19 protein-coding genes are annotated in these 19,794 nt (G+C 35.7%); 6 read left to right on the plus strand and 13 right to left on the minus strand.

What is annotated here, in order from left to right; translation table 11 throughout:
• Window positions 1–11: 11 nt before the first annotated feature.
• The gene (locus MHH59_RS18140) at window positions 12–1,139 is read right to left on the minus strand and encodes an alkene reductase (RefSeq protein WP_002128540.1); all 1,128 of its coding nucleotides are present in this window, start codon (window positions 1,137–1,139) and stop codon (window positions 12–14) included.
• A 432-nt stretch (window positions 1,140–1,571) separates the two neighbouring features.
• Between MHH59_RS18140 and MHH59_RS18145 the strand changes: the two genes are divergently transcribed.
• A complete protein-coding gene (locus MHH59_RS18145) occupies window positions 1,572–2,666 on the plus strand; it encodes an NAD(P)-dependent alcohol dehydrogenase (protein ID WP_050000640.1) in 1,095 nt (364 codons plus the stop codon).
• A gap of 538 nt (window positions 2,667–3,204) precedes the next feature.
• Here the strand turns inward: MHH59_RS18145 and MHH59_RS18150 are convergent.
• The 6 genes from MHH59_RS18150 to hutP form a co-directional block, all read right to left on the minus strand.
• A complete protein-coding gene (locus MHH59_RS18150) occupies window positions 3,205–3,666 on the minus strand; it encodes a CarD family transcriptional regulator (protein ID WP_170935206.1) in 462 nt (153 codons plus the stop codon).
• A 292-nt stretch (window positions 3,667–3,958) separates the two neighbouring features.
• On the minus strand, window positions 3,959–4,930 hold the full coding sequence (gene hutG, locus MHH59_RS18155) for a formimidoylglutamase (protein ID WP_340852042.1): 972 nt from the start codon (window positions 4,928–4,930) through the stop codon (window positions 3,959–3,961).
• A complete protein-coding gene (gene hutI / locus MHH59_RS18160) occupies window positions 4,909–6,180 on the minus strand; it encodes an imidazolonepropionase (protein ID WP_002128543.1) in 1,272 nt (423 codons plus the stop codon). The genes hutG and hutI overlap by 22 nt, the downstream gene beginning before the upstream one ends.
• A 12-nt stretch (window positions 6,181–6,192) precedes the next feature.
• The gene (gene hutU / locus MHH59_RS18165) at window positions 6,193–7,851 is read right to left on the minus strand and encodes a urocanate hydratase (protein ID WP_002033512.1); all 1,659 of its coding nucleotides are present in this window, start codon (window positions 7,849–7,851) and stop codon (window positions 6,193–6,195) included.
• Between the two features lie 23 nt (window positions 7,852–7,874).
• Entirely contained in the window at window positions 7,875–9,392 is a 1,518-nt protein-coding gene (gene hutH / locus MHH59_RS18170; protein WP_002033511.1) for a histidine ammonia-lyase, read from the minus strand.
• A gap of 102 nt (window positions 9,393–9,494) precedes the next feature.
• Window positions 9,495–9,935: a hut operon transcriptional regulator HutP gene (gene hutP / locus MHH59_RS18175; protein ID WP_000926519.1), complete on the minus strand. Its 441-nt coding sequence runs from the start codon at window positions 9,933–9,935 to the stop codon at window positions 9,495–9,497.
• Between the two features lie 181 nt (window positions 9,936–10,116).
• Between hutP and MHH59_RS18180 the strand changes: the two genes are divergently transcribed.
• Complete coding sequence (locus tag MHH59_RS18180; protein ID WP_085960791.1) at window positions 10,117–11,085, plus strand: class I SAM-dependent methyltransferase; 969 nt, start codon at window positions 10,117–10,119, stop codon at window positions 11,083–11,085.
• Between the two features lie 12 nt (window positions 11,086–11,097).
• Here MHH59_RS18180 and MHH59_RS18185 read toward each other — a convergent pair whose 3' ends face one another.
• Together MHH59_RS18185 and MHH59_RS18190 are read right to left on the minus strand one after the other, a co-directional pair.
• Window positions 11,098–11,670 (minus strand): DJ-1/PfpI family protein, encoded by a 573-nt coding sequence (locus MHH59_RS18185; protein ID WP_103458643.1) that lies wholly within the window; start codon window positions 11,668–11,670, stop codon window positions 11,098–11,100.
• Window positions 11,667–12,245: an AAA family ATPase gene (locus MHH59_RS18190; RefSeq protein WP_340852047.1), complete on the minus strand. Its 579-nt coding sequence runs from the start codon at window positions 12,243–12,245 to the stop codon at window positions 11,667–11,669. Before MHH59_RS18190 ends, MHH59_RS18185 begins: the two co-directional genes overlap by 4 nt.
• Before the next feature lie 253 nt (window positions 12,246–12,498).
• Between MHH59_RS18190 and MHH59_RS18195 the strand changes: the two genes are divergently transcribed.
• Together MHH59_RS18195 and MHH59_RS18200 are read left to right on the plus strand one after the other, a co-directional pair.
• Window positions 12,499–12,795 (plus strand): hypothetical protein, encoded by a 297-nt coding sequence (locus MHH59_RS18195; RefSeq protein ID WP_002033506.1) that lies wholly within the window; start codon window positions 12,499–12,501, stop codon window positions 12,793–12,795.
• A 109-nt stretch (window positions 12,796–12,904) separates the two neighbouring features.
• A complete protein-coding gene (locus MHH59_RS18200; protein WP_002128549.1) occupies window positions 12,905–13,336 on the plus strand; it encodes a DUF2621 domain-containing protein in 432 nt (143 codons plus the stop codon).
• A 551-nt stretch (window positions 13,337–13,887) separates the two neighbouring features.
• Here MHH59_RS18200 and MHH59_RS18205 read toward each other — a convergent pair.
• Window positions 13,888–14,394 carry a CcdC family protein gene (locus tag MHH59_RS18205; protein WP_002014224.1) on the minus strand — a complete coding sequence of 169 codons (507 nt, stop codon included), beginning with the start codon at window positions 14,392–14,394 and terminating at the stop codon, window positions 13,888–13,890.
• Window positions 14,395–14,484: 90 nt separating this feature from the next.
• Window positions 14,485–15,192, minus strand: coding sequence for a cytochrome c-type biogenesis protein CcdA (gene ccdA, locus MHH59_RS18210; RefSeq protein WP_033729854.1), 708 nt, complete (start codon window positions 15,190–15,192; stop codon window positions 14,485–14,487).
• 486 nt (window positions 15,193–15,678) lie between these two features.
• Here ccdA and MHH59_RS18215 point away from each other — a divergent pair, with 486 nt between their 5' ends.
• A complete protein-coding gene (locus MHH59_RS18215; protein ID WP_002128551.1) occupies window positions 15,679–16,587 on the plus strand; it encodes an EamA family transporter in 909 nt (302 codons plus the stop codon).
• Between the two features lie 88 nt (window positions 16,588–16,675).
• Window positions 16,676–17,836 (plus strand): M20 peptidase aminoacylase family protein, encoded by a 1,161-nt coding sequence (locus MHH59_RS18220; RefSeq protein WP_002128552.1) that lies wholly within the window; start codon window positions 16,676–16,678, stop codon window positions 17,834–17,836.
• Between the two features lie 22 nt (window positions 17,837–17,858).
• Here the strand turns inward: MHH59_RS18220 and MHH59_RS18225 are convergent, their stop codons facing one another.
• Together MHH59_RS18225 and MHH59_RS18230 are read right to left on the minus strand one after the other, a co-directional pair.
• Window positions 17,859–18,806 carry an ABC transporter permease gene (locus MHH59_RS18225; RefSeq protein ID WP_002128553.1) on the minus strand — a complete coding sequence of 316 codons (948 nt, stop codon included), beginning with the start codon at window positions 18,804–18,806 and terminating at the stop codon, window positions 17,859–17,861.
• Complete coding sequence (locus tag MHH59_RS18230; RefSeq protein ID WP_002167820.1) at window positions 18,799–19,710, minus strand: ABC transporter ATP-binding protein; 912 nt, start codon at window positions 19,708–19,710, stop codon at window positions 18,799–18,801. The genes MHH59_RS18225 and MHH59_RS18230 overlap by 8 nt, the downstream gene beginning before the upstream one ends.
• Window positions 19,711–19,794 lie beyond the last annotated feature (84 nt).

The following is a 19,794-nucleotide window of genomic DNA, read 5'->3' on the forward strand; positions in this document are numbered from 1 at the left end:
TTTATCCTTATTCACACTAACGTAGCAAGATGCTCTTTCGCGTCATATTCAACCAAACTTTCAGCATTTTTAATTCGCTGAACAAAATCTGGATTAGCGATTAATGGTCTTCCGAACGCCGCTACATCAATTGTTCCTTCTTGCAGTGCTTCTTCTGCCTCTTTCGGATTCAAATTACCTACTCCTACGATAGTACTATCCCAATACTTTCTTACTAATTGATGAAAATTCTTGCCGTCAGCAATAACTTGCGTATAATTCATCGTTGAAGGGTGAATCATCGTTAATCCAACTTCTTTAAACATATTTACAAACGTTTCAATTGCAAGTTCAGGATGTTCCCACATATAAGTAGGATTATCACCTTTAAAGGCAGAGAAGCGAAGAAGCGTTTTATCAGCTCCAACTGCTTCAATTACAGCCTGAACAACTTCTTTCATAAACGTTAACCTTTGTTTTAAGTCACCGCCGTATTTATCAATACGCTTATTCGCAAATTCATAAGTAAATTGGTCAATTAAATATCCGTGTGCACCGTGAATTTCTACACCATCAAATCCAGCTTCTATCGCATTCTTTGCGGCTTGTGCATATTGACCGATAACTTCTTTTATTTCTTCTATTGTCATTGCTTCTGGTGTATCAAACGGTTTACGAAAACGCGGAACATTCCCCTCCGCAGCAATAGCAGAAGGTGCTTGCGGCATTTGATCACCAATTATTTCGTGATGACTCATACGTCCAACATGCCATATTTGAGCAATAATCGTTCCGCCTTCTTTATGTACTGCCTCTGTAACAGGTTTCCAAGAATCGACTTGCGCTTGTGTATAAATACCTGGTACTCCTGGATTCCCTTTTGCTCTCGGGCTAATGACAATTCCTTCTGTAATAATTAGTCCAATCCCATCAGCAGCACGTTTTCGGTAATATTCGACTACGTCAGCACCAACGACTCCAGTCTCATTATTTGCAAAACATCTCGTCATCGGTGCCATCGCTATGCGATTACGAAGAGACCAAGATCCAATTTGAATCGGATGAAATAACTTCGTTTCTTCAATATTTTCAAAAGACCCCCAAGCGTTTATATTTGTTCCTTCATAAATACTTGCCGCTTTATTATTCGAACTTGTCATTTTTCTTCCCCCTAAAAAAATCTAACTATAATCGCATCATACTTACTTTTAGATAGTAACGTCAATTTATACGCTCTTACGTAGGAATATTCGTATAATAAAACTAACCGTTTTTAACTTTAAGGGTTCTGAAATTCAAGAATCTACTGTTTATTCTAATGTCCAGTAAGTGGATGAGGAAAATACTTATTAAGTGGATGTTTTCTTTTTTTCTAGTTTTATTACTATAGAATATATTGGTAATTAATTATTTAACTATTTACTAACCAAAAAGAACCTGTTTCCAATGTACTATGTTCAAACTTACACTAACGAGGTTTCAATAATTCATTTGTTTTTTAATTATACCAACGAAATTTTAGGAACTAATAAAAGACTCCTAGATAGTTGAAAGTATTTTTTCTTATTTAACTTTTAGAAAGAAGGATAACATTGAAAACAAAAGCTATCGTTTCTACACCTGAAAAAAATTTTAATATGCAAGAAGTATACTTAGACGAGATTAAAGACGATGAAGTATTAGTAAAAATTATCGCTTCGGGTATATGTCATACAGATGCAACAGTTTTAGACGGTACAATGCCAACACCAAAACCAGTTGTTTTAGGACATGAAGGTTCTGGTATCGTGGAAAAAGTGGGAAGTAATGTAACATCGGTTAAACCTGGTGACCATGTTGTACTTGGATTTTCTTACTGTGGTCATTGTGAAAATTGCTTAGATGGTAATGCTGCCGCTTGCGAAAATATGATTGAATTAAACTTCTCTGGAAAAAACAAACGCCATGTAACACCTATACACGATCTTAACAATAATGACATTTCTCAATTCTTCGGCCAATCTTCATTCGCATACCATGCCGTTGTTAATGAGAATAATGCTGTAAAAGTACCAAAAGATGTTGATATACGTTTATTAGGACCACTTGGTTGTGGAATTATGACTGGTAGCGGTACGATCCTAAATTCATTACAGCCAAAACCAGGTAGTAGCCTAGTTGTATTTGGAACCGGTGCTGTTGGCCTTAGTGGCTTAATGGCAGCTAAAATTGCTGGATGTACTACAATTATTGCCATTGATATTCATGATAGTCGTTTAGAATTAGCGAAGGAATTAGGGGCTACACACACGATTAATAGCTTAAACGAAGATCCAGTTGCCAAAATTAAAGAAATTACAAACGGTGGAGCTAATTACTCATTTGAAACAACTGGCGTAAATATTGTTACACTGCAATCCATTCAATGCTTACGAGTAAAAGGTACAATGGCAACTGTTGCTGTTGGTAAAAAGGATTTAACTTTAAACGTAACAAATGAAATTGTCGTAAAAGCTATTACAATTAAAGGGGTAGTTGAAGGTGATGCAGTACCACAACTATTCATTCCAAAATTAATTAATTTCTATCAAAAAGGACTATTCCCATTCGATAAGTTTGTACAATTCTATTCTTTTGAAGAAATTGCTCAAGCATTTGAAGATTCTAAAACAGGAAAAACGATTAAACCTATTATCGTAATGGAGTAACATTTGTTTACTTTTTCCCGATAACTAACAAAACAAAAATATCCTGAAATGGAATAAATAAAATTAAAAAGGTTTCCTAAGTAGGAAACCTTTTTTAGTTGACCATATAAGGCTAACAATTCGTTTATCTCTTTTAAATAAAGAAAATAAACAATTATTATCTCCTCACATATGGAAAATCTCTTAACAATAGAAGTGGGAGTGGTTCAGTATTCTTCTAAAAATAATAACTTATATACCTAAAACAATGAAAGCCCTACCTCTCTTTCATCCTTACGGCTCCTCGTCCGTGCCAGTGTGAATCAGGATTGCAAAAATCAAGTAACTATTTTATCGAGTTATTTAATTAAACTTCGAACATTCGTAAAAGAAATTAAAAAATAAAAATGGATTAAATTGTAGTAATAACAAAAGAGGTTAATGCTCTAAAAGTGGTTTGAAAGAGTTGAATGTCTTTGAAATGATTGATTTTCTATAATTATATTCCCAAAAAATTCAAGATCTTTTTTGGGATGTAATACATTATCTACAATGAATCTTAACAAAAGCTTTTTATTTGATTTTCTGTGATACCTTCAATTAATCCCAGCTCACTAATCAAAAATTCATGTGCGTTATCTAACATTTTCTTTTCGCTTGCATTAAGTGCTTTTTCTTTCTGCATACGTAATAAATCACGTACAACTTCAGCACCTTCTTGTATTTTACCCGTTTTTATTTTATCAGTGTTCAATTTATACCTTTGTTTCCACGTAAGTAATCTATCTGATTCCCCATGCTGAAAAATATCTATTATGTTTGTTAATGCCTTTATATCTGTAACTGGTCGTATATTTGAACTCAATATTTTCCCCATAGGAATCATTACTTCCATATTACTAGCCGACATTTTTATAACATAATACTGTCTTTTTTCTCCTGAGATTTCCTTTTCTTCTATGGCTTTAATTATACCTGCTCCGTGCATTGGATAAACGATGTTATCGCCAATTTGAAACAAATAATCCACCTCCATATATGGTAACCTTCTCAATCTTAACACACATTTATTTTTTTAGCAAAATTTTTATAATATCACAAAATTATTTTCTATGTCAATTTATTTACACATAAAAATTCAGGCTGTACAGAAACACTAAAAAACCCGCGATTTTGTTACATTTCTACACCCATTTTCTCCAATTTTATATACCTTGTAAAACAAAAAAAACACATCACTACATATAAGTAGCGATGTATTTTTATATAATGACAAAAACGGTTGCTTCAAAACTTCACACACGATCCTTCGCTTATATACTAACCTGTTTACTAATCGTTTCTCGCGCTAAAAGAAAACTCATAATCACTTGCGCAGCTACTCTACTCGTCATATCCCTAAAATCAAGAGTTGGATCAATCTCTACTATATCCATCCCTTGAACGAGTGGCTCTTTACCAAGGAATTCAATTGCATCAAGTAAAGTTGTACTATCCATCCCACCAGGGCCAATTGCTGGACAGCCCGGCGCAAACGCTTGGTCTAGTACGTCCATATCAAGAGAAATATAAATAGAAGTCACATCTTGTTTTCTTAATACTTCAATACTTTCTGAAATAAGATCTTTTATTTTTCGCTCTCTTACATCTTTCATTGTATACACTGTCACGCCATGCTCTTTTGCATATTCATGGTACGCTCGTGCATTTGAAAAATTACGAATCCCAATTTGAACGAGCTGTTTTCCTGTAATCACATCATTTTCTAGCAAACTACGGAACGGTGTACCATTTGATGGACCACCATCATCTAAATTACGTAAATCATGATGGGCATCAAATTGAATAATACCGACCTTCCCTTTACTATTTGCAAAACCAGTTATACTCGGAAAACTAATCGAGTGGTCACCACCAAGAACGATTGGTATCATTTTCGGATTTAATTTCGTCAAGTGACCAACTGTTTTCGCAATTCGGTTATGACTCTCTTTTATATCTGTCACATGCATCGTAATATCACCACAATCATGAAGAACACTTTCTTTCATATCGTGTTCTTCTGTAATTGCGTACGTGCTATATGCATCCAACATTGAACGAATTGTTTTTGGTGCAAAACATGCTCCTGAATGACTAATAGATGGTTTAGAAAGGGGCGCTCCAATTAAGGCAGCACCGAATATTTCCACACCTTCCTCCCAATTTTTAATCATTTCGCTCCACTTCGTCACTTCACGATCGATAAACTTTGCATTTTTCTTTAAATAGTGGCCGTGCTCCACGATTGTTCACCTCTTGTATATGCGATATTCCCATTCTTCCATACTGTATTTACATGACTTACGCCGTAATGGTACGGTACGTAAGCGTAATTATAAGCATCCCATAAAACTAAATCCGCCTTACGACCAACTCTAATTTTCCCAGCTACATCGCCTCGATTAATGGCATAAGATGAGTTCACTGTTACCGCATTCCAAACTTCTTCTGGTGTCATTTTCAGTTTCAGCATCGCAATGCTCATAATAAGCTGAATGTTTTCAGTTGGACAGCTACCTGGGTTAAAGTCTGTAGCTAAAGCAACTGCAACACCTTCATCAATCATTTTGCGGCCGCGTGCGAAGCTTTCTTTATTTAAATAGAAAGTTGTTCCTGGTAATAAAGTTGCTACTGTATTAGAATTCGCAAGCATTTCAATTCCTTTATCAGAAGCGCCAACTAAATGGTCCGCTGATGCTGCACCAATTTCAGCCGCTGCTTCCGCACCACCAAGAGGGTCGATTTCATCTGCATGAATTTTCACATCAAAGCCAAGCTCTTTCGCTTTTAATAAAAATTCTTTTGATTCTTCTACAGAGAACACACCTGTTTCACAGAAAATATCAACGAACTCAGCTAATTGCTTCTCTTTCATTTCTGGCAATAGATCTAGCATCCATTGTAAAAATTCTTTCGATTTTCCTTTGTACTCTTTCGGAACTGCATGAGCACCTAAAAATGTTGAAACTAAATCGATTGGATGCTCTTTTTGTAATTGTGCAGTTGCCTCTAATTGTTTCCATTCTGTCTCATCATCCAATCCGTAACCACTCTTCGCTTCTACAGTTGTAACTCCGAAAGATAGCATACGGTCTAAATGGAATTTAGCTTTTTGAACAAGTTCTTCTTTCGACGCTTGTTTCGTTGCATTTACAGTTGAAAGAATACCTCCACCTTGTTCTAAAATTTCCAAGTACGGAACTCCTTGTAGTTTTAGCGCGATTTCATTTTCACGAGATCCACCAAATACAAGATGAGTATGCGGATCAACAAGACCAGGAGAAACCATTTTCCCACCGCAATCAATAACCTCTTTCGCTTGTAATCCTTTAGCTTCTTCCGCTGTTCCAACGAAAGTAATTACACCATTTTCAATTCCAACCGCACCGTTTTCAATAACAGGAAGCGTATTCATCGCTTCCCGTCTTAACAAGCCATCTTCTTGATCCATTGTTAGTAATTGACCGATATTTATTAGTAAAGTGTCCAGCATGTTTCTTCCTCCTTATTTCATCATTGGAATGTTAACGCCTTTTTCTTTCGCAGTTTGAACCGCTAAGTCATAGCCTGCATCAACGTGACGAACAACACCCATACCAGGGTCAGAAGTTAATACGCGTTCAATACGTTTTGCCGCTGCTTCTGTTCCATCTGCAACGATAACCATTCCAGCGTGAAGTGAATAACCCATACCAACGCCACCACCGTGATGAACAGACACCCAGCTTGCACCGTTTACACTGTTAATTAATGCATTTAAAATTGGCCAGTCTGCTACTGCATCACTACCGTCTTTCATAGATTCTGTTTCACGGTTTGGAGATGCTACTGATCCACAATCTAAATGGTCACGGCCGATAACGATCGGTGCTGATAATTCACCATTAGCCACCATTTCATTAATAATGCGGCCAAATTTCGCACGCTCGCCATAACCAAGCCAACAAATACGTGATGGAAGACCTTGGAACTCAACTTGCTGACGTGCCATACGAATCCAATTACATAAATGCTCATTATCCGCGAACTCGCGTAAAATAACTTCGTCTGTTTTATAAATATCTTCTGGATCACCAGAAAGTGCTACCCAGCGGAATGGTCCTTTTCCTTCACAGAATAATGGACGGATAAATGCTGGAACGAATCCCGGGAAATCGAAAGCATTTTTTAATCCTTCATCGAAAGCAACTTGGCGAATGTTATTTCCGTAATCAAATGTAATCGCGCCTTTTTCTTGCATTGCAAGCATTGCTTCTACATGTTTTTTCATACTTTCTTTTGATAATTGTACGTAACGTTCTGGATCTTCTTCACGAAGCTTCGCTGCTTCTTCTACTGTGTAACCTACTGGAATATAACCGTTTAATGGATCATGGGCAGAAGTTTGATCCGTAACTAAGTCAGGGATAATATTACGGTTTACTAACTCAGGTAAAATTTCTGCTGCATTACCTAATAATCCAATTGAAATAGGCTCTTTCTTCTCTTTATATTCGTTTGCAATAGCCAATGCTTCTTCTAATGATTCTGTATACTTATCACAATATCTCTTTTCAATACGACGATCGATACTACGCTTATCTACATCAATAGCAATTACAACACCGCCGTTCATCGTTACAGCAAGCGGTTGTGCGCCACCCATGCCACCTAAACCAGCAGTAATCGTTACAGTACCTTTTAATGAACCATCGAAATGTTGACGTGCCGCTTCACCAAATGTTTCATATGTTCCTTGTAAAATCCCTTGTGTCCCAATGTAAATCCAGCTACCCGCTGTCATTTGTCCGTACATCATAAGACCTTTTTTCTCTAGTTCACGGAAGTGATCCCAGTTCGCCCACTTCGGTACTAAGTTTGAGTTCGCTAAAAGAACGCGAGGCGCATCTTCATGTGATTTAAAAATTGCTACCGGTTTTCCTGATTGAACAAGTAACGTTTCATCGTTTTCTAACGTTTTTAATGAATCAACAATTGCATGGTAGCTTTCCCAATTACGAGCTGCACGGCCAATTCCGCCATATACAACTAATTCTTCTGGTTTTTCAGCTACTTCAGGATCTAAATTGTTCATTAACATTCGAAGTGCAGCTTCTTGAACCCATCCTTTCGTTTGTAACTCAGTACCTCTTGCCGCACGAATTGTTTGTTGTACTTTTTCCATTTCAATCTCTCCCTTTTCTCGTTTTATAGTGCTGCATTTACATCCAATCTTTCCTTTATTGAATAATTCGTTTTTAACCAATGCGCGATATTTTCAATATCCGTTGAGAATATACGGTCATTTGTAATAGAAGGCACTTGCTGACGACCTTGATGATAGAACGTTTTTGTAACTGTACTCATGTTTTCAATTCCGCGATATTCTGCTGCTTGCATCGCACAGATCATCTCAATTGCAAGAACACGTCTTGCATTTTGAATAATTTGATGCGCATGACGTGAAGCGATTGTTCCCATACTTACGTGATCTTCTTGGTTAGCTGAAGACGGAATTGAATCTACACTCGCTGGATGAGCTAACGTTTTATTTTCTGAAACGAGTGAAGCCGCTGCATATTGCATAATCATGGCACCTGATTGAAGTCCTGGTTCTGGACTTAAAAATGGTGGTAAGTCATTTAATTGCGGATTTACTAGGCGTTCAATACGGCGCTCTGAAATATTTGCAAGCTCCGCCATCCCTACTTTTAAGAAGTCCATTGCAAATGCAATTGGTTGTCCGTGGAAATTACCACCAGAGATTACTTTTTCACCGCCATCAAAAATAAGTGGATTATCTGTTGCTGCATTCATTTCAATTTCTAATTTTTCTTTCACATAATTTAAAACTTGCCAAGAAGCACCGTGAACTTGCGGGATACAACGAAGTGAATATGCATCTTGTACACGAAGTTCCCCTTGTTTTGTCACAAGTTTACTATCATGAAGAATATCACGAATTCTGCTTGCCACTTCGACTTGCTCTTTATAACCACGCGCTTTATGAACATTTTCATCGAATGCATCAATAATGCCGCGTAATCCTTCCATTGTCATCGATGCAATTAATTCTGATTGATAAGCACTTGCTTCAGCTTCTATATAAGAAAGAACCCCTTGCGCTGTCATTGCCTGCGTACCATTGATTAACGCAAGACCTTCTTTTGCTTCAAGTTCAATAGGTTCAAGTCCTTCTTCTGTAAGAGCAACCATCGCATGAACTCGTTTTCCTTTGTAGAACACTTCACCTTCACCTAATAAAACGAGAGCAAGATGAGATAAAGGTGCTAAATCACCGCTCGCTCCTAGTGATCCTTGTTGCGGAACGACTGGATGAATTTTACGATTTACAAACTCAAGAAGCATGTTTACAACAAGTGGTCTAACACCCGATACTCCTTTTAACATCGTATTAGCTCGTAAAATCAACATACCGCGTGATACTTCTTCAGGGAATGGATCGCCTATTCCGCACGCATGTGACTGAATTAAGTTGTGTTGAAGTGCTTTTACATCATCTTTTTGAATAAGTACATCACTAAACTTTCCAAATCCAGTTGTAATACCGTAAACGACTTTTCCGTCCTCTACAATTTTCTCGACAACTTCGCGGCACTCTGCCACTTTTTGCATACTAGTTGGGCAAGCTGTTACACCTTCACCTTCAAGTAACAACCTCTTCATTTCTTCAACTGTCAATGTGTGTCCTGTTAACGTAATCATTCTTTTTCCTCCTTATAAAGGCAAAAGGGGACCTTATCTTTTTAAGACAGACTTCTGTCCTAAAAAATAAGGCCCCCTTCTAACTAATAGACTATGGGCAAATCATATGTGATTAATTCCTAAACCAATCGCCTCATGCTCAGATCCTTTTACAGGTGCACCAATCGTTCCATAAAGTGCAACAGCAACCCATTCGCCTTCTTTTTTTCCGTCGTATGGTGTACCGCGCACAATCGCAAAGCGAAGTCCTACTGTACGAAGAACGTCTGCTAACTGAATTTGACCTCTCGTCACTCCGTACAAAGCTTCCATAATTGCATGATAAAGTGCATGTGTTTCTCTGTAAACATCTGTTTCAATAACTCGGTTGCTCTTAGCCGCTGTTTCCATTGCTGCTACTACTTTTTGCGAATTCATAGAACCAACTTTCCCAGTACAATATTTCCAACCTTTCGGAATAGATAATACGGGACTTTCATTCTCATCCGCAAGTGCCAACAGCATGGCCATACGACCAATTCGATGTGTTCCTTGAAGAAGCATGTGACTCTCTCATTTCTTTTGAATTATTTGAATATTACTTAATTTAAGAATATATGAAAACGGTTAAATCGTCAATAGTTTAAAATATTATTCAAGCAATTTTTTATCCCTCTCATACTTGTACTTGTGTACACAATTTATTTACAGATTTTTTTCAGACGTGCTATAGTCTCACTAACAGATGCAAAGGGGCGAAATTTCAGTGGCGAAGCGAAAAGATATTCATTTTCGAATTGAAGAAAAATTACTTACAAGGTTTGAAGACGCACTCCATTACGAAGGTTTAAATAAAACAGATGTATTAACACATGCGATTCAGCAATTTTGCATAAAGGTGGAATGTGAAAAAATGAATGATGTAAAACGCCAATACAACGTAAGTAACCATTTACAAACACGTATCGATACGCATAAACATTACGAAGAAAAACAAGTGAATGTAGATGAAGTCGTCATTGAACATTTACAACTCCAAGGGGAAGAAAAAATATTAGAGGTCGGGTGTGCTAACGGAAAATTTCTTTCCCTTTTGCAAACTAATGGTCATAAAGGACATCTAACTGGTTTTGATCAATCCGAAACTATGCTTTCTGAAGCTGCTATAACGAATAATATGATTGAATGGAAACTCGGTGACGCTAGTAAACTTCCTTTCGAAGCTAATTGTTATGACCTGCTAATCGCAAGGCATATGTTATACCACATGAAAGATGTCGAAAAAACTATTCAAGGATTCCATAAGATAATTCGTCCTGGCGGCGCCCTTTTAGCTACAACAAATTCTAAAGTTTCATTACCTCGTATAGATGAAATGTGTAACAAAATGTTAGTCACATTTGATTTACCAAAAACATCACCGTCAGTAGCTCCATTTTGTTTAGAAAATGGTAAAGATCTATTACACTCTGTTTTTTCAACTGTTGAAGAAACAATTATTCATAATGCACTTGTTTTTCATCATGCCACTCCAATCGTTAACTATATTTCTAGCATGTTCCCGTCGTTGAATATACCTGATAATATGTCCCTTCACACCGAAATGAAGGAATGGCTAAAAGAAGAAATAGAAAATGATTTATCATTTCATAACGGTATATGGCGCGATCCGAAAACGTTAGTGATTTATCGATGTAAAAAAGAAAAGAGCTAGCATCGCTAGCTTTTACACGTTTTCCGGTAAAAGATTCTCCATCATTATATTGCCCTTTCCACTATAAAAATTTGTATTATGTTCATTCACTACTCCAAAATAGGAGGCAATCGCTAGTCCAAATGGCACAAATGCATGTCCTTGTGCTGTAATAATATTTGCGTGCTGTACAACTTCTGTATACACAAAATTTTCTACTGGAAAACAATCTAATTTTTGATAATCTATGGTCACTGTATAAGAGATTTCTTTTAGTAAACCTGCCCTTGCTAACGCATACGGTCCAGCACAAATCGCTGCCACTAATTTTCCTTGCTCAGAAAATTGACGAATAACTGAAAAAAGCAGTTTCGCCTCTTTCATATGTATTTCATCTCCGCCCGGAATGATAATCCCCTCATATTCTTCTACACGCACTTCACTTAATTCTATATGCGGCTGTACTTGTAAGCCTGTTTCACTTATAATCATTTCTTTTGTTAAACCCGCTGTAATGATTTCATATTTCTTTTTCAGCAATGCTGTTGCTACCGTTATTTCAAACTCTGCAAATGTCGGGTATATGAATAATAATATTTTTTTCATAGCCTTTTCTCCCTTAGCCACCCTATAAAATATGCCTCTAATTCGTCCACTGATAATATATTAGTGTCCACATAAGTTACGGGAAATTGTTTATACCATTCTTTTTCAACTTCTACTAATTTAAATTGTTCCTCAAATGTACTTCGATTTCTTGTCCTATCATTATTTCTCCTATCATACAAACTCTCTTTCGAAACATCTAAATAAAAAATTGCATCCGAACGGCATTCTCTTAATTTATACAATTCATCTTTTAATTCTGTTTCTATACCCCAATCTTTCCCTATCATCTTCGGATAAAAGAGTGTATAAAATTCAATATCTTCTGGTCCACGATCAAAAATCACGACTGAGCTTTTCACATTTTGAAACTCTTTTATTTTTGCTTCAATAAACATTTTTTGATTTGTAATAAACCCCTCTTTTGAGTTCATATCTAAATGTAATTCTTTTCTTTTTTCTACAATTGGATATGGATTTTCGTATATAATTGAAAGCTCATATTGCTCTAACCTTTTTGCCAATGTTGTTTTCCCACTTGCCATCGGTCCTTGGAGTGAAATTACGTATGTCATCCCTCTCATTCCCTTGTACTGTATTACATAAATAATAAACAGAATTTTGAAAACTATCAACAAGATATATATCATCTTGTTTCTTATTCTTATCTAACTTATAATAAAAAATAGAGATTATGACGGACGCAAAATAATGTAAGCTTGGAAATCCAAGCTTACATTATTTTTTGCTTTCCCTTTTCTTATAAAAAGAGTATACTAGATTAGAACGTATGTTCTTAATAATTACATACAGTAAGGAGATAGAACAATGGTATACGACACAAAAGCAATTTCTTGGAATGCATCTTTAAAACAACTTCAACGCCGCTATACAAACAAACAAGTTGACCGAAAAGAATTTGAAGATATTGAACTGATGGAATTCTTCCGCGATAACGACTACATTCCTTTACCTACACATATAAGCGGCCTATCAACAACACGTTTTACTTCTTACTCTATTTTCACAACTGAAGATAAAGATCGTAAAGTTGGCACACTCATCATTGAATATGTAGAAAATGACAATGATATTTTATGTGTTGAACAACTATACTTCGTTTAAATCACAACGCTTGGTCAAAATGATCAAGCGTTCTTGCTTTCTATGAATCTCATTGCTTATAATATAAATAAAATACAAAATATTGCTTTCGTTAAAGGAGGGCATACAATTGCTTGAAGGATGGTTTAGTTGGTTTATAGTCGTTTGGACTGTTGTATTATTAGGGCTTATGTCCATTGGTGGATATTTCATGTTCAGAAAATTCCTAAAACGGTTGCCAAAAGAAGACGGTATGTCCATTTTGGATTGGGAAGATCACTATATTAATAAAACAAGACACTTATGGGCTGACGAACAAAAACAATTGTTAGAAGAACTAGTAAGTCCCGTTCCGGAATTATTTCGCGATGTTGCTAAGTCAAAAATTGCCGGTAAAATTGGGGAACTTGCAATAAAGGAAAACGCTCCAAAAATTACACAAGATTTAATCATACAAGGATATATCGTTGCCACACCGAAGCGCGATCATAAATTTTTAATTAAGAAACTACAAGAAAAAGAGATTGATTATTCTAACTATAAAGCTTTACTTGCAAAGTAAGCCCATTATTCCTTATAAAAAAGATTGCTATTTTATAGCAATCTTTTTTATAAGCTCAACTTACAGTTACTGATTTTGTAGCAATTAATCTCGCTTTCGCTAAATCTATCTGTAACCCTACAGCACTCGTATAAATCGTATCACCAGTACCTGTAATATTTACAGAGGTATATGTTGTATTCGCAGCAATTCATCCTGTTGCATTTATATTTGCAATATTAGATTCGGCTCAAGACACTTAAGCTAAGCGAAATTTCGTCATTAACATTCCACTTTCATGTTGTATCAGTACCATCAAGTGGAGTAATTGTTAATGAAGGAACGTCTCCTATACGATCCAACCTAATCTAACTTAGCCACCAATTACCGGTGATAAAACTTCAAACCAAATAGTATTCCTTATATCGGTCCATTCATAACGTCAAACTTAAATTGCTTCTTCGATGGTCGACAATTTATACATCACAACTAGAATTGAGGAAGTTACCTTTCAGTGATTAACAAAAAACAACGTCTAATCAGACGTTGTTTCTTTATACATATAACACTCTTTACGTTAACTTCATATCTTTTTCATTATAAAAACCGTCTTCTTTTTCCATTTCCTTCTGTAATTTCGTAAAGGAACGGTACATTGCAATTCTCCATGACACAATCATCGCGAACGCCAGTAAGAAGAACATGCCACTAAGTTGTCCTAAATCAAGAGATTGGCTTAAGTATGTTTTAAATACAATCCGCACGACAAGTAATCCAATTAGTATAAAAACAAATGCTTTTGAACGCTTCAAATAAATCTCTTGTCCTCTAATTTCAAATTTAGATGTTTTAATAAGAAAAATAGAGAAAAACAAACCGACGCCAATTGCTTCTAACATTTCTGCTGGAGTTAATCGAAATTCAGGAAAAACAAACATCAACGCTCCCGTGCTCATAAAAAATGGGGGAAGTATAATTTTTTTCAATGTTGCAGGTTTCTTAGCTGCTTTTAAACGAATAAACATCGCACCGACAGCCATACAAACAGCAACGATACTTGATAACAGAACTATGTTCATATTTTCTCATCCTTTTTTGTGGCTATATGCAAAATATAATTTTATTATATGCTTTTCCGTTAGTATTTCCAACATTTTCACAGAATAATACTAAAAACCGGTAAAACCACCAAATAAACTTGAGAAATATACGATAATTTTCGTCATCCAGTTAAAATATAGGAAGATACCCATGACAATCATAACGTATCCTCCAATCTTCATGAATTTCATACTATTTCTTTTAATCCAAGACATTTTCGTAATAAAGAATGAAAGTAGGAAAAACGGGATAGCAAATCCAAGTATGTAAGCAATCATATAAATCATTGCCGATTCTGGATTTGTTGCAGCTAATCCAATTACAGACACTAATATAGGTCCAGTACAAGGTGTCCATCCAGCAGCAAAAGCCAATCCAATTAAAACTGAACCAAAATAACCACTCGGACGATTTTTAAACGTAAATTTACGGTCTTGCATTAAAAACTTCGGCTTAAATACACCGACAATAATAAGACCAAACACGATGATAAATATACCGCCTAACTGTCTAATTAAATCTTTATAATTTGTAAAGATGCCTCCAATAAAACTTGTACCAAATCCAATTGCAATAAAAATAATTGAAAAACCAAGTAAGAAAAACGCTGTATGTATCATACTTCTTTTGCGAAGCATTGCATTTTCTTCTTTCAATTCAGAAACCGACATACCTGTTATGTATGATAAAAATGCCGGATAAAGCGGTAAGCAACATGGGGATATAAATGATAAGAACCCAGCTCCAAACGCTAAAAAAATACTAATATCTTGCATTATTCCACTCCTCTCCTCTTCAATATTGTAGCAAAAACAATTGAAAATACTATGGACATTTCATGAATTCACTTTTCCAACATGACAATAAGAAAAACTACCCTTTCACACATTTTCTAATAAAACGTTTTCATTCCCTTCTATTATATAGAAAAATCTCAATTGAATTATGAAACTCTTTCTAATTGTTACTAACATAACAAAGGTTCCACAGTTTCTCAAATGATTAGCACATTACAATTGACTTCACACCTATTGGCCTTAAAATTTTTTTCAAATGCTGTCTTTATACAACATAAAGCTGATTTTACAATACTTTAATTATTATTAATTTCAAGATTATGCATAAATATCATACTTTTATTATTATTCTATAAAATTTTGCACTTTTCTTTCATTTGACCCTTCATTTTTAATTTTGTATACTTCCCTCTAGTTATATATGTACGTTACGGAACAATTTCATATAGATGGGAGGAATTTTTCATGCTTCGTTATTCTCTTTTAGTTTTATTAGGAGCGTGTAGTTATGGGGTTTTAGCTATTTTTGTTAAACTTGCATATGCAGAAGGGTTTTCACTTGGAGAGGTAATTGGTAGCCAGTATTTGTTCGGTTGGATTATTTTACTTGCTATTACACTTCTATTTTCTAGACATCGTGTTCCACTAAAACAAATGTTAATTTTATTCGTCGCAGGAACGTCTGCAAGTTTTACTGGAATTTTTTATTACGCTTCTTTAAAAACTGTACCAGCTTCTATTGCAATTATACTTTTATTCCAGTTCGTTTGGGTTGGAATTATCATTGAAGCAGTCGCAACAAAAACATTACCTTCAAGAGAAAAAGTTATTTCAGTAATCTTCTTACTTGCAGGTACATTTTTATCAAGTGGGTTATTAGAAACATCAGCTGGTGATTTCGATACGACTGGAATCATTTTAGGCTTATTATCTGCTATTACATTTGCAACATACATTTTCGTAAGCGGGAAAGTTGCCGTTGAAGTACCTTCTTTACCACGTGGTGTCCTTTTAATGGCTGGCGCTTTAACTTTAGTCATGATCGTATTCCCGCCAACATTTATTTTTAACGGGGCGATCTCTCAAGGCCTTTGGAAATACGGCTTAGGATTAGGAATATTTAGTATCGTTATTCCGTCCATTGCCTTTACAATTGGCATTCCAAAAATCGGTTCTGGATTAGCAACTATTCTTGGTGCAGCAGAACTACCAGTTACAACTATTATGTCTGTATTCGTTTTAAAAGAAGCTGTACTATCTTCACAATGGTTCGGTGTATCACTTATTTTAATCGGTATCGCAATCCCGCAAATTGCATACGCAATGCGTGGGCGTTATCGAAAACAGCATACTCATAAAAAAGTTGCAGCATAAAACGAGAGAGGATTTTCATTTGAGAATCCTCTCTTTTATTATTGTATAATTAATACAAATACTTCACTTAAGAAAGAGGGCATAATAAGTGGCATCTATTCCTGATCAATTAACAGAAAAACTTATTTCCATTCGTCGGCATTTACATGAAAATCCAGAACTATCATACGAAGAATTTGAAACGACAAAAGCGATAAAAAATTGGTTAGACGAGGCCAATATCACTATTATTGATTCCAATTTAGAAACAGGAGTTATCGCTGAAATTTCTGGTAATAAAAACGGACCGGTTGTAGCGCTTCGTGCTGATATCGATGCCCTTCCTATCCAGGAAGAAACTGACCTTCCATACACTTCAAAAATACAAGGTAAAATGCATGCTTGTGGGCATGATTTTCATACAGCTGCTGTATTGGGTGCGGCTTACTTATTAAAAGAAAAAGAAGCTTCTCTTAATGGAATTGTCCGCCTTATATTCCAGCCAGCTGAAGAAAGTAGTAATGGTGCTTGCAAAGTTATTGAAGCTGGGCATTTACGTGGCGTGCAAGCTATTTTCGGTATGCATAATAAACCTGATTTACCAGTAGGTACAATCGGTATTAAAGATGGGCCACTAATGGCCGGAGTTGATCGATTTGAAATTGAAATCCATGGTGTTGGTACACATGCAGCTGTGCCTGATGCCGGCGTCGATCCTATCGTTGCATCATCTCAAATCGTTATGGCACTTCAAACGATTGTAAGCCGAAATATTAGTTCTTCTCATAACGCTGTCGTAAGTGTAACAAACATTCATTCAGGGAATACGTGGAACGTTATTCCCGAAAAAGCAATATTAGAAGGAACTGTCCGTACATTCCAAGCTGAAACACGTGAAAAGATTCCGGCATTAATGAAACGTATCATTAATGGCGTTTCTGATGCATTAGGTGTAAAAACAGAATTCCGATTTTATCCAGGTCCTCCTGCTGTTCAAAACGATAAAGTACTCACTGATTTTTCTATTCATATTGCAGAGAAAATGAATCTAAACGTTATCTCTCCTACACCATCAATGGCAGGAGAAGACTTTTCTTTTTACCAACAAGAAATACCAGGTTCATTCGTCTTTATGGGAACAAGTGGTACACATGAATGGCATCATCCAGCTTTTACAGTAGATGAAAAAGCATTGCCTATTAGCGCAGAGTATTTCGCCCTATTAGCCGAAGAAGCTATTCATCAATTATTACAAACAAAAAGCCGTTAAGTTACCCTTAACGGCTTTTTGTTTATGCTGTTAAATCTCGTTTTATAAATACAGTATAGGAAACCCCTAAAAATACAGCTAAGTATAGAAGAAGCATACAAGAAGCAAATGGGAATGTTACTCCATCAATAAAGCTTCCACCCTTTAAAAGCCCATATAAATCTGTATTCGCTGGTAATAAATATTTCGCCCATTCATATCTTGCTGCCGGAATTAGCGCTATTCCCCCTGATAATGCAAGAAATAAAGAAATCCCGATTGCACCTCCGCTCGATCTCGTTAAAACGGAAATCATAAAGGCAAATGCAGCATACACAAGAGTTGGTAACCAAGATAAAATATAATATTTACTTGCTTCTACGAAAATATTTTGTTTTATTATATTTCCATTTTGAACGACAAATTCAGCCCAAGCTGGTTGTTGGAATTTATAAATAATCAACCCGCATAATACGGAAAAAATCATATTAAATATAAATAATAATGCCGCAAATATAACGATTGCCAAAAACTTAGATGTTAAAATTTTAAATCGGCTCGCTGGACGAATTGTTAAAAATTTATATGTTCCCCAGCTATATTCATTCGCAAAAATCGTACTCGCATATACGAGAATAAACGGAAGTAAAATTGGAAATACGATAAAACCTGTATCTCTCATAAATGAAAGCGGAGAACTACTTGCTGGCGCTGTATTCGTATCTAAATGCTTCATTTTAAGCTGGTATTCCTTTACAAGCTCGTCTCCTGACTTTTCTGTTAAAATATCCTCTTTTTTCATGCCGAGCTTTTTCTCAATTTCTACAGTGCGTTCTGTATAATCCGCTTTCCACCCTTTTGTTTCTGGCTCTAAATATTTTACCGTAACCCATCCTAATCCAATAATTAATACCGCAATAACTGCAAAAGGAATAATCGTTCGCTTTCGCTTAAATATTTTATACAGCTCGTTATAAACTAAATTAAACAATATCTTTTCCTCCTGTTAATTCTAAAAACTGCTCTTCTAGCGTTTTTCTTTCTTCATATACACGATAAACTTGAATGTTTTTCTCCATCAATGTACGAAGAATATTTGGAACTTCTTCATCTTTCACGTTTATAATTAATTCGTTTTCTTTTACTAAAACATCGTATTCTAAAACCTCTGCCGCTTTATTCGCATCATCTACACGTATATGTATTTCTTCTTTTTCTTCCTTTTTATCACTTTGAATATTTTGTGTTGCGACATATTCTCCATGCTGAATAATAATAACCCTGTCACACATTAATTCAACTTCTGAGAGTAAGTGACTAGAAACAAGAACAGCTTTTCCTTGTTCATGCGCAATTTTCTTTATGTACATCCGCATTTCATGTATACCACTAGGATCTAATCCGTTCGTCGGTTCGTCTAGTATTAATACATCTGGATTATGTATAAGTGCCTGAGCAATTCCTAAACGCTGTCTCATACCGAGTGAATATGCTTTTACTTTACGGTCAATTACTTGTCCCATTCCTAACAATTGCACTACTTCATCGATACGCTCTTCAGTCACATTCCCATTCATTCGTCCGAAATATGTTAAATTTTCATAGCCGCTTAAGAAAGGATAAAATTCTGGTGTCTCAATTACAGCACCAATTTTCGCAGCAGTTTTTTCAAATTGCTGTTTTACAGATTGACCATCAATCCATACTTCTCCTTCTGTCATACGAATCATTCCGACCATCATTCGCATTAATGTCGTTTTTCCAGCACCATTTGGTCCTAATAAGCCAACTACTTCACCTTTTTTCACTTCAAAACTAATATTTTCTACTAACGTCTTTGAACCAATTCGCTTTGTTAATCGATCAACTTTTACGATCGCTTGCTCATTTATCATTCCATACAACCTTTCTTCTTAACTCTTTTTTTCAGTTCTTCCCACTGTATCATGATTAATAACATGTGTAAAATGAAGAAAAAG

Origin of the sequence: Bacillus sp. FSL E2-0195 (genome assembly GCF_038003645.1) — a bacterium.
GTDB lineage: Bacteria > Bacillota > Bacilli > Bacillales > Bacillaceae_G > Bacillus_A > Bacillus_A mycoides.

What these genes read in the sequence shown, in the direction of transcription:
- MHH59_RS18140 (WP_002128540.1), bottom strand. Translation starts at nt 1,139, where the DNA reads ATGACAAGTTCGAATAATAAAGCGGCAAGTATTTATGAAGGAACAAAT.
- hutI (WP_002128543.1), bottom strand. Translation starts at nt 6,180, where the DNA reads ATGCTGGACACTTTACTAATAAATATCGGTCAATTACTAACAATGGAT.
- hutU (WP_002033512.1), bottom strand. Translation starts at nt 7,851, where the DNA reads ATGGAAAAAGTACAACAAACAATTCGTGCGGCAAGAGGTACTGAGTTA.
- hutH (WP_002033511.1), bottom strand. Translation starts at nt 9,392, where the DNA reads ATGATTACGTTAACAGGACACACATTGACAGTTGAAGAAATGAAGAGG.
- hutP (WP_000926519.1), bottom strand. Translation starts at nt 9,935, where the DNA reads ATGCTTCTTCAAGGAACACATCGAATTGGTCGTATGGCCATGCTGTTG.
- MHH59_RS18180 (WP_085960791.1), top strand. Translation starts at nt 10,117, where the DNA reads ATGCAAAGGGGCGAAATTTCAGTGGCGAAGCGAAAAGATATTCATTTT.
- MHH59_RS18185 (WP_103458643.1), bottom strand. Translation starts at nt 11,670, where the DNA reads ATGAAAAAAATATTATTATTCATATACCCGACATTTGCAGAGTTTGAA.
- MHH59_RS18190 (WP_340852047.1), bottom strand. Translation starts at nt 12,245, where the DNA reads ATGACATACGTAATTTCACTCCAAGGACCGATGGCAAGTGGGAAAACA.
- MHH59_RS18195 (WP_002033506.1), top strand. Translation starts at nt 12,499, where the DNA reads ATGGTATACGACACAAAAGCAATTTCTTGGAATGCATCTTTAAAACAA.
- MHH59_RS18205 (WP_002014224.1), bottom strand. Translation starts at nt 14,394, where the DNA reads ATGAACATAGTTCTGTTATCAAGTATCGTTGCTGTTTGTATGGCTGTC.
- ccdA (WP_033729854.1), bottom strand. Translation starts at nt 15,192, where the DNA reads ATGCAAGATATTAGTATTTTTTTAGCGTTTGGAGCTGGGTTCTTATCA.
- MHH59_RS18215 (WP_002128551.1), top strand. Translation starts at nt 15,679, where the DNA reads ATGCTTCGTTATTCTCTTTTAGTTTTATTAGGAGCGTGTAGTTATGGG.
- MHH59_RS18230 (WP_002167820.1), bottom strand. Translation starts at nt 19,710, where the DNA reads ATGATAAATGAGCAAGCGATCGTAAAAGTTGATCGATTAACAAAGCGA.